Annotated in this window: 1 pseudogene; it reads right to left on the bottom strand. The window is 60.7% G+C overall.

Annotation, left to right across the window (positions count from 1 at the left end):
- A pseudogene (locus tag OKA11_RS24425) lies at positions 1-907 on the bottom strand (IS3 family transposase); the annotation flags it as partial.
- Between the last annotated feature and the right edge of the window lie 63 nt (positions 908-970).

Raw genomic sequence — 970 nt, 5'->3', positions numbered from 1 at the left:
ATATAGAGCGTCTTCACGCCGATCTGCCCCAACCATTTCTGGACGGCGGTCGCGATAAACTCGCTACCATTATCGGATCGTAAATGCGCTGGTGGCCCACGCGAGATGAACAGGTCAGCCAGCGCCGCCAGCACATCCTCGTGTTTGAGCTGCCGGGCAACGATGAGTGCCAGGCATTCCCTGCTGGCCTCGTCGATGATCGTCAGAATCCGGAACTTGCGGCCATCGTGCGTGCGCCCTTCGACGAAGTCGTAGGCCCACACATGCCCGGGATACTCAGGCCGCAAGCGGATACATGATCCGTCGTTGAGCCACAGGCGTCCCCGTTTGGGCTGACGCAGCGGGACCTTCAGTCCTTCGCGTCGCCATATCCGCTCGACCCGTTTGTGGTTCACCGTCCACCCCGCATGGCATAGCAACGCCGTCACTCGGCGGTAGCCATAGCGGCCATATTGCTTCGCCAGCGCGACGATGTCCTCCGTGAGCGCCTGTTCGTCATCTGCCCCACGCGGCACCTTGCGCTGTGTCGATCGATGCTGCCCCAGCACCCGGCATATCCGTCGCTCGGACACCCGGATCGGCAAATCTCGTCGCAACTGATCGATGCAGCGCCGCCGCCGCGCGGGGCTCAGAAGTTTCCCTTGGCAGCTTCCTGCAAGATCAGCTTGTCCAACGTCAGATCCGAAATCGCCCGGCGTAGCCGCTGGTTCTCTTTCTCCAGATCCTTCATCCGCCTCGCCTGGTCGGTCTTCAGGCCACCATATTCCTTGCGCCAGCGATAGTATGTCTGCTCGCTGACTGCGATCCGGCGGCACGCCTCTGCTGTCGAGGCTCCCTGCGCCAGAACAATCTCAACTTCACGCAGCTTGCCGATAATTTCTTCCGGCTTGTGCTTCTTGCTCGGCATTCATCGTCCCTTTCGTGGTCCAAACTATCATAGTCTCTGGGCCACTCAGCGGGGGGCAGATCA

The organism is Novosphingobium clariflavum, from assembly GCF_026420865.1.
Classification (GTDB): Bacteria; Pseudomonadota; Alphaproteobacteria; order Sphingomonadales; family Sphingomonadaceae; genus Novosphingobium; species Novosphingobium clariflavum.
The sequence above is the reverse complement of the archived record's forward strand: the minus strand, read 5'-3'. Positions and strand labels throughout refer to the sequence as shown.